The sequence below is a fragment of the Streptomyces sp. NPDC053431 genome, assembly GCF_044544925.1.
In the GTDB taxonomy this organism is placed as follows: domain Bacteria; phylum Actinomycetota; class Actinomycetes; order Streptomycetales; family Streptomycetaceae; genus Streptomyces.
This window is the reverse complement of the sequence record NZ_JBITXX010000051.1, coordinates 1-8,187: the sequence shown is the minus strand read 5'-3', so window position 1 is coordinate 8,187 and position 8,187 is coordinate 1. Positions and strand designations below refer to the sequence as shown.

The 8,187-nt window shown below is 59.1% G+C and carries 6 protein-coding genes and 4 pseudogenes; 5 read left to right on the top strand and 5 right to left on the bottom strand.

What is annotated here, in order from left to right; genetic code table 11:
• Nucleotides 1-403: 403 nt before the first annotated feature.
• Nucleotides 404-754, top strand: coding sequence for a hypothetical protein (locus tag ACIGXE_RS37255; RefSeq protein WP_399754597.1), 351 nt, complete (start codon nt 404-406; stop codon nt 752-754).
• 148 nt (nt 755-902) lie between these two features.
• On the opposite strand, the gene ACIGXE_RS37250 is transcribed toward ACIGXE_RS37255, so the two are convergent.
• From ACIGXE_RS37250 to ACIGXE_RS37235, 4 genes are read right to left on the bottom strand one after another with little or no spacing between them, the layout of a single operon-like run.
• Nucleotides 903-1,823: a class I SAM-dependent methyltransferase gene (locus tag ACIGXE_RS37250; RefSeq protein ID WP_399754595.1), complete on the bottom strand. Its 921-nt coding sequence runs from the start codon at nt 1,821-1,823 to the stop codon at nt 903-905.
• Between the two features lie 30 nt (nt 1,824-1,853).
• Complete coding sequence (locus tag ACIGXE_RS37245; protein WP_399754593.1) at nt 1,854-2,315, bottom strand: hypothetical protein; 462 nt, start codon at nt 2,313-2,315, stop codon at nt 1,854-1,856.
• Nucleotides 2,302-4,086: an ATP-binding protein gene (locus tag ACIGXE_RS37240; protein WP_399754591.1), complete on the bottom strand. Its 1,785-nt coding sequence runs from the start codon at nt 4,084-4,086 to the stop codon at nt 2,302-2,304. Before ACIGXE_RS37240 ends, ACIGXE_RS37245 begins: the two co-directional genes overlap by 14 nt.
• A complete protein-coding gene (locus tag ACIGXE_RS37235) occupies nt 4,083-4,589 on the bottom strand; it encodes a response regulator (protein WP_399754589.1) in 507 nt (168 codons plus the stop codon). Before ACIGXE_RS37235 ends, ACIGXE_RS37240 begins: the two co-directional genes overlap by 4 nt.
• A gap of 1,104 nt (nt 4,590-5,693) precedes the next feature.
• Between ACIGXE_RS37235 and ACIGXE_RS37230 the strand changes: the two are divergent.
• The 3 genes and pseudogenes from ACIGXE_RS37230 to ACIGXE_RS37220 all read left to right on the top strand — a co-directional run bounded on the left by ACIGXE_RS37230 (nt 5,694) and on the right by ACIGXE_RS37220 (nt 7,620).
• A pseudogene (locus ACIGXE_RS37230) lies at nt 5,694-6,490 on the top strand (transposase family protein).
• Nucleotides 6,491-7,049, top strand: a pseudogene (locus ACIGXE_RS37225) (transposase); the annotation flags it as partial.
• Between the two features lie 184 nt (nt 7,050-7,233).
• Nucleotides 7,234-7,620, top strand: a complete 387-nt coding sequence (locus tag ACIGXE_RS37220; protein ID WP_399754587.1) for a hypothetical protein — start codon at nt 7,234-7,236, stop codon at nt 7,618-7,620.
• A 21-nt stretch (nt 7,621-7,641) separates the two neighbouring features.
• Here ACIGXE_RS37220 and ACIGXE_RS37215 read toward each other — a convergent pair.
• Nucleotides 7,642-7,777: pseudogene (locus tag ACIGXE_RS37215) on the bottom strand (IS5/IS1182 family transposase); the annotation flags it as partial.
• Between the two features lie 84 nt (nt 7,778-7,861).
• Here ACIGXE_RS37215 and ACIGXE_RS37210 point away from each other — a divergent pair.
• Nucleotides 7,862-8,187, top strand: a pseudogene (locus ACIGXE_RS37210) (transposase family protein); the annotation flags it as partial.

The window sequence follows — 8,187 nt, the reverse complement described above, 5'->3', positions numbered from 1 at the left end:
CCGTTCCCACTCCGCGTTCGTCAGATCCCCACGGCCCATACGACGAGCCTGACCTCAACACCCCGCCTCTGTCAGGAGATCCGAGAAACAGCGCCGAGTCGACTGGCCTCTGGCCGCCCTCGTCCACCTCCGCCACGGGGGCGCCTCACGACGTGCCGGTCCGCTGGTTCGGGATCGACCGATCCACTATCACCCGGGCTTTCGGCGAGATACGGCCTCTGCTTGCCGAGCGTGGGCGCACGATCAGCCCAGGCGTCCGGCTGCGAACCCTTTGCCGAGGTCATCGATGACCACGTGGTCAGTCGGCAGACCGGCATCATGGACGGCACCGAGATCCCTGTCCGCCGCCCGGCCGCCGGACGCAAGGACCGGGATCGCTTCACGGCAGAAAGCCGTCAAGACCATGGTCCTCACCGACCAGAACGGACGGGTGCTGTTCAACAGCCCGACCAGACCAGGCAGCTGCGCGGACATCACCCATGCCCGCCAGTTGGGCATGGTCAAGCTCCTGGCAGACGGCCCAGCGGTGGAGATCCTCGCCGACGCCGGCTACCAGCGTCTGGGCGCCCAGCCCGGCGGACGCGTGGTGACGCCACCGCACCACAAGTTCAAGAAGAACGCCCCGCACTGGTACGAGGAAATGCACGAGCGACAGCGCAAGGCATTCCTCCACGCGGATCCAGGTCGAGCACGGTTTCGCCCACCTCAAGGACTGGCAACCCTCACCGGCACCTCGGCTGCCGCGAGCACATAGGCGACACCGTCCAAGCCGTCGCCGGCTTGCTCTCCCAACGGAACACCGGACAGAGGGGTCAAAGGCCGGACGCGTTGATGCCCCCGATGCCTTCGGGTGTTCGCGCTGGAGTGTCACACGACGCTTGTTGCCGTGCTCTACCGAAATATTATGGGGCAGCTTTATAAGCTGAAAGCAGGAATTGCGGATAAGTTGCTACGTATCTCTTTCTGTGCTCCGCCTCGGATGCTTCGAACTCGCTAATTACCTTCTGAAGTTCGCGCTCTGTCACCAGGGATGGATTAGTAAGATGCAGCACGCGGGAAGCCGCAGCAAAGTAGGCCAGGAAAGTGTCTCCAACTTCGACGTTATTGCGGAGCTTGATCTCGAAAGCATCGACATCGAAACCTACGCCTGCAAGGATTCCTGGGAGCTTGCCGCCGATTGCATTATCCGTGCCGCCGGCCGCCAGCACTCGGCGCCAGATATCTACAGCCCCCTCATAGGCTGGCCAGTTAGGTTGCGCTCTTAAATAGGTCTCGTCCTCTTCGATGATAAATATCCTGCCGCCTACTGGGAGAGCATCGTAAAGCGCAGAAACAACGCGAGCGGGATCCGATACATGCTGCAGCACATATCGCAGAATACAGTGAGTAAAGTTCCCACTTATTTCCTTCGGGAGCTCTTGCTCACCTACCTTGCAGATGTCTATCGAATAATTCTGCCCTGTCTCGGCGAGAGGATCGTACCTGTCAGCCAAGCACGGATTTGCTTCAACGCCATAGATTCGAACATCGGGAAACTCACGAGCCAGATGAGCTCCGTAGTCTCCGTTTGCGCTGCCTACCTCCAAGACGCCCCGCGCATTCTGAGCGAAGCCCCTGGCCCGTAGCCATGTCATCTCCTGATCTACAAGCATTTCCGTTTGAATGCCAAGATAATGATCCCATGCCTGCAAGAGCGGTTCGTCACGGATCGAGTCCATGACTCCCAGACTTAGCCAGGGATTACCGCTATCCTCTGTCAAGTAGTCTGACGCTACACCGGAATATACAGGCAGCTCGCGCCAGGAATCGACGTCGAATTCCATCTTGTCGCTCTTTCTCGTCAGGCAGAGAGGTTAAACTGCCATTCCGACCATGTCGCTGATAGAGTGACTAGGCGTGGGCCTGTATTTGACAGCAATGCTGCTCTGCAGCTTGGACGCCAGGTCGCCGGATATCCCGAGTGAAGTCTGTATGTGTGTCAGAACTTCTTCGTCCTGGGCAGCGACACGGCCGTCGGTACCCGATAGTGACAGCTCTAGGCAGCAGTAGTAGGTCTTCAGTCGCAGCTCGTCAGATTCAATAATCGACAGAAACCCTATCGCTTTCCGTAAGTCTCCGGCTGCACTTGAGGCCAACGCTTTAGCAGCAGCGTAGTATCTCTGGAAGTCGCTTCCGTAGAATTCCGGCAGGGATCTTGCGTAGGATTCGACTGTTGCGAGCTGCTGAGACGTGATCTGCTTTCTGTTGTAGCAGACGATCATCATCGCATGAACCATCGCGGCTTTCTGCTGGAACTGACTTTCAGTTTCCGTCATGGGTACCAAATCCCCCTCCCTGTCCCAAGGATAACGACGCATCGGCCCGGCAGATATGATCAGGCTGATCAATGTCACACGCCGGCAGGTCTATTGAGAAGGTAGTGCCATGGCCGGGGGTGCTTTCGCAGATGATTTCTCCGTGCAGGAGGTTGACCACAATGTTTCTCGCGATAGCGAGACCGAGGCCTGTTCCACCAACCTCTCTTCCTGAGGTAACGAATGCGTCGAACATGCGCGGCTTTATCTCGTTGCTGACGCCCTTCCCGTAGTCAGTAAACCTGACCCGGAATCCATTGATCTGCTCCCGCTTCTCGACATAAATATCGACGGCGCCTCCAGCTCCTGGATCGTAAGCGTATCGAATTGTATTCTGGATGAGGTTAATAATCACCTGGCTCAGATGACCTGGGTATCCACACCACGTGAAGTCATCATCTGCTGATGAATGCAGCTGAGGTGTCACGCGGTGCTTCCGCAGATCAGGACCCATCGTTTCCAGGCAGTCGCGAATTAGGTCGTCGAGGCCGATGGCAACGCGCTCATCAGATAGCTGTGAAGCAGAGAGCTGACGAAAACTTTGAATCAGCCGGTGCGCTCGATCCAGATTCTTGTTCATCAAGCGGACGGCTTCTTCTAGATCAGCGGCTGCTTCCTCAGCTTGTATGACGTCACCGTCGTTGATCAGCTGTACAGAAAGATCTGTGACAACTGACCCGGCGGTGCGGGCAACCCCCAACGGCGTATTGAGCTCATGTGCTACACCAGTGACCATCGTAGCAATGCTCTCCAGCCTGTCCTGATACATCTGATTGCGCAGGTCCTGTTCCTGGCTGAGCCGGTCGCGCAGTCGCAGAGTTGAAAAGGCAATACACCAGTTTTCAATGAAAAGACGTGCATCTGCGGCCAGGTCACGGCGACTTGACTCGGTGAGACCAGCGTTCATTTTGAAGGCAATCCCACCTAAAACAGGCGCTGCTGGATTTGTGCCCTCGTGCAGCTTCTCTTCTCGGGCCTCAAAAACAATAACAAAGGCGCCTTCGTCTAGCCCTATACTCTCGCCAGAGAATTCTTGCATGGGTGCCGTGCTCATATCATGCGCAAGACACATGGCTCGCTGATCGGCAGCACCGTGCTGAGCCTCATGACTCGCACGGCCAGTGGTAATGGCTGCCGACTCCCCTAACGTCAAATCGTAGCAGAATGTAGTCGCACAGTTGTGTTTCAGTTCCAGGAAGCGCAACGCTTCCCCCATAAATACAACGAGGTCATCTACCGTGCTCACGTACTGCAAGGCGCGGGTGAAGCTTTGCAGCTGCTTTCCGTAGGCAAGTAGCGTAGAAATGTCCTGAGAACTCCGCAGACAAGCCCGTACGACGGAGAACAACTTTTCTGGGGTCACGTCCAGCTTGTGCAAGTAGTAGTCGATGTCCCATTCGTTGAGGATTTCCTCCTCGGGTACCGTGCCGGGTTGCCCCGTTCTAAGAACGATTCGGGTGGACCTGGGGCATGTCTCCCGTATCAGACGGCACAGCTCCAGTCCCGAGTCCTCTTTTTCCATAACAACATCTACAAGCGCGACGTGAAAGTTCGGGTCTTCTCGGAGGATTTCCGTCGCCTCTGCCTGACTATAGGCACTGCGCAGCCGAAACGGCTGGTTTCGCCATTTTTTATTCTTCAGCACCAGCTGAGTTACGGAATGGACATCCATGTCATCATCAACAACAAGTATTCGCCATTCCGGTCCATTGGCGACACGATGCCTGGTCACTCCTCCACCTGCCCCATAGCGTCCGAACGGAAGGCGCTCCACGCGGAGGTTCCTGAAAGGTCCCGCACAGTTTCATGCACGGACTCCAGGCTACGTCGCTTCGCTTCTATATCCGTAATTTCTTCATAAGCCTTGAGGGCAGTCCGGACCATCGTAACCAGACGTGCAGAGGTCGCCTCGACTTTAGGTAGATATCCGTCAATTTCATAATCGCGGACAACGCTCTCCTCCGGAGCCATACCAGGCTGACCTGTACGGAGTATGATGCGCACAAAATGGTTCTCGTGCTGCTGTCGTATGATCTGGCAAGCCCGCAAGCCTGCTTCTGATGATTCCATCACGACATCGAGCAGAATAACTGCGACACCCGGTGTCACTCTCAAGATCTGTAGGGCTTCGGCCGAAGAACGGGCCTCTAGGATCTGGAGGCTTCTACCTTTGTAACGCAAAGACCGAAGTGCAATTTTGGTAATGGCGTGGACATCCTCATCGTCGTCGACCACCAGTATTTTGCATAGTGCATTCGCAGCCAAGGCTTTTCCCTCATCGGTCGACTCGGTGGGCGCTCCGTCTAATCTATGAGGATCCCAATCCCCCTGCCCAGATCTTGGGCTTCTCGCCCCGGCCGCGCCTGAGCAATCCGTACCTCATCTGCTCACGGAAGTCCGAGTTATCCATGTTTGGGAATGCAGATCGGTGGCGGACCTCACAAACCGAACATGTGCAGTGTCTTTCCCTGATCTTGAGCGAGGGTGCGAAGCTTGCGCAGATACAGCGCGTGATGGGGGCCGAGCTGCGCTCGCCATTTCATGGGCCATGATCGGAAGCGTGGCACCCTCCAGCCGACACGGCCCATTCGGCGCAGGGCAGTCTTCACAAGGATTCGAGTCAGCGTCGGGTAGTGACGTCCGTATGGGGGATGGCCTTCCGCTGAGTCTTGGGCGTTTCGTGTACGCACCCAGCTTGGCCGACGAGCGGCCGCGGCTCGTGAGAAGACCACGGTGATCGCGAAGGACCTACGGTGAGCGGACAGTCGGTGGGTCGGGTAGCTCCACTGAGCATGACCGCATGCAGCTGTCGGCAGGGCCGCCCCAGTTGGTGTGTGATAGCAGGTGAGGCATCTATGCCTGATCCGGTCCTGGTTGGGCGTGGGCGATACGATCGGCGACCGTACGGCGATGGCCCGGCATGTCGGGTGGAGCTTCCCGCGCCGTGGTCGGGCAGCGGCTCTGGTGGTTGGTGATGACGGTTACCTTCATCGTGTTCCGACGCCTGGGCGTCGCCTGCGGCCGACGGCCCCGAATCTCGATGGAGTCCAGACACGTAGTTCAATGCCTCGCCGGAGCGTCGGCGGCAGCCTGACAGGTGCATTGATGTATCACGGATCCCTGTCCACGAGTCTGGCTATCACCGAAGCCTGCAGGTCAGTAGAGTCCGCCAGAGCATAGACGCGGTCGTGTCCAGCGCATACGACGCCGCTGCCGAGCTTTCAACGCGACCCGCACACGCGAAATACTCCGTCACTGAGCCGTTTTCATCCTGTCTGTGTGGAGTGAAATGGCAGGTCAGCAGAGGTGCGCAACGAGACGAGGCTCCTGGTCGTTGCGGTGGTGTTCTCTACGCACCACGCATCGTCCGAGGAGCCTCGCTTGGTCTCGTATCGTGCCACGGTCGACGACCCGCATAATCTGGTTGAGCACGTTTCCTGGCTCATCACGCCGTCCGCGGTGGCGAAAGCTGGGATGCTTCCAGCAGGCCCTGCTCGCGCTGGTGCACCCGCGCAAGAAAGAGACGCTGCCCGCCCTGGCAGCTGGCTTCGGCGTCTCGACAGCCACTGCCTGGCGCTACGTCGACGAGCCCCTCGACGTCCTCGCGGCATGGGCGCCCGGTCTATACGAGGCCCTGACCAGCCTGGGCGAGGGCGACTTCGTCATCGTCGACGGCACCCTGACCCCCACCGACCGGATTCGGGCGAATGAGCCGTACTACTCGATGAAGCACCGCGACCACAGCATGAACGCGCAAGGTCATCGCCCGCCCCGACTGCACACCGCTCTGGCTTCTCCCGCGCGACACCCGGCCGCACCCACGACCTGACCGCGGCCCGCGCCCATAGCATCGTCCAGGCCTGCCTCACCCGGCAGATCCTCGTCCTCGCGGACCGCGCCTACCAGGGCGCCGGCGCCACCATCCGCACCCCCTACTACCACCACCGCGAACAGCCCAGCCGCTACCAGCAGTTCAACCGCGACCACGCCCGACTCCGGGCACCTGGCGAGCGGGCCTTCGTCCTGCTGAAGTCCTGGCGACTGCTCCGACGAGCCAAACGCCCCACCCGCCGCATCAGCACCATCACCTCACCCAAGCCGTCCACACGCTACTGACCCGCAGCTATTCAGGATGAAAACGGCTCACGCCCGGTGAGATCTCCTCTCACCTGGCTGAGGTCTACGGTGCCGGGGTGTCCAAGCAGACTGTTTCGGACGATCACCGATTCGGTTTGGGAGGGCATGGCTGAGGCAGGCCTGCCTTCGGCCGCGTCTATCCGGTGGCGTTCATCGACCGCATTAACGTAAAGATCCGCGACGGGCAGGTTGCCCGCCGGGCCATCTGCCAAGCAGTGGCTTCGGGTGCTGACCGGGCTGAAGAACCGCGGGTCGAGGACGTGTGATGCTGGTCTGTGACGTGTTAAGCGTCTGCCCGACGCGGTCGGCGAGGCCTGGCCGAAGATGAGGAATGGGGCCAGAAGTACCCGGCGATCGTCCGGAACGCCTGGGCGGGATTCGTCCCCTTCCTGCAGTTCGACGCGGACGCCGGATCATCCCACCACGAACGCGATCGAGTCGGTGAACGCGATCCGCCGGGCGGACAGGGCCTGCGGCCACTTCCCCTGCACGAACGCTGCCCTGAAGTGCGTCTACCTCGCGGTGATGTCCCCCGACCCCACCGGCGGGCGAGACAGGTGATGGCTTCTCGCCCCTGTGAAGCAGCCGTTCGAGCCCTTGGTGAGAATGACCTTGGGACGAAACCTCAAATGAGCGCAAATTGCTCTACGCATATGAGAATCCTCAGCATTAGCTAGGTGCCACACCATAGCCCCTAATAGGGTACAAATGGTGTTAACGCTCGAGAGGAAAGTTGAGAAACATGAGGCGGAAGCTTCTGTTAATTTTGGCGGCGGTCGCATCATCGGCTAGCCTCGTAGCCGCCCCGTCGTTGGCATACGCGGCCGATAGCGGCACATCAATCGCCAAGACGCCAATCTCAGAAGATTGCTATTATCTAGAAGTGCAAGCTGTAGCCTACAGCTTCAATAGTGCCGAGGCGGTGGATGTGGCGATTTCTTTGCGTCAAATCCGCACGGCGCAGTACTTCGCATCGGTTGCCGAGGAATCTAAGTTTTTCGTGGGCAGCAATACATACGTCACTGACATGACGAATGCGACCTCGAGTTATCGGGATTCGTATCACTGGATATCGAGAGATCCCAAGTATCAGGCCAAGGCCGAGGAAACGTGGTATGTTTGCGAGTGAATCTCTTCTAGTGAGCCGTTTTCATCCTGAATAGCTGCAGGTCAACTGTGTGGACGGCCTGGATGATGGGGCTGATGCGGCGGGTGGAACACCTGGCTCGTCGGAGCAGTCGCCAGGACTTCAGCAGGGCGAAGGCCCGCTCCCCCGGAGCTCTCAGTGAACCTATTTCATCCCGCCCCTGAGGGGCTGTAGGGCCTGGTTAGCTAGGGTGGCGACATGGCAGAGCCCCCGGTCGTTGGCGGTGTTGATTCCACTCGACACCGCCGACCATCCGCGGGCTGTGTTGGTTCCGTATCCTTCCATGCTCGACGTCCCCTACGAGCTGGTCGAGCATGTCTCCTGGCTGATCTACGCCCGAAGGCGTGAACTGAACTCGCCGTGGAGACCACTCCGTTGCTTCCAGTAGGCCCTGCTCACGCTGGCGCACCTTCGCGAGAACGAGACGTTTGCCCAGCTCGCGGCCGGGTTCGGTGTCTCGACCGCGACGGCCTGGCGCTACGTCGACAAGACCCTGAACGTCCTCGCGGCCTGGGCGCGGGGCCTGCACGAGGCTCTCACCGGGCTGGG

Bases quoted from the DNA above. Each gene is read 5' to 3' on its own strand.
- ACIGXE_RS37255 (WP_399754597.1), top strand. From the start codon at position 404: ATGGTCCTCACCGACCAGAACGGACGGGTGCTGTTCAACAGCCCGACC.
- ACIGXE_RS37250 (WP_399754595.1), bottom strand. From the start codon at position 1,823: ATGGAATTCGACGTCGATTCCTGGCGCGAGCTGCCTGTATATTCCGGT.
- ACIGXE_RS37245 (WP_399754593.1), bottom strand. From the start codon at position 2,315: ATGACGGAAACTGAAAGTCAGTTCCAGCAGAAAGCCGCGATGGTTCAT.
- ACIGXE_RS37220 (WP_399754587.1), top strand. From the start codon at position 7,234: ATGAGGCGGAAGCTTCTGTTAATTTTGGCGGCGGTCGCATCATCGGCT.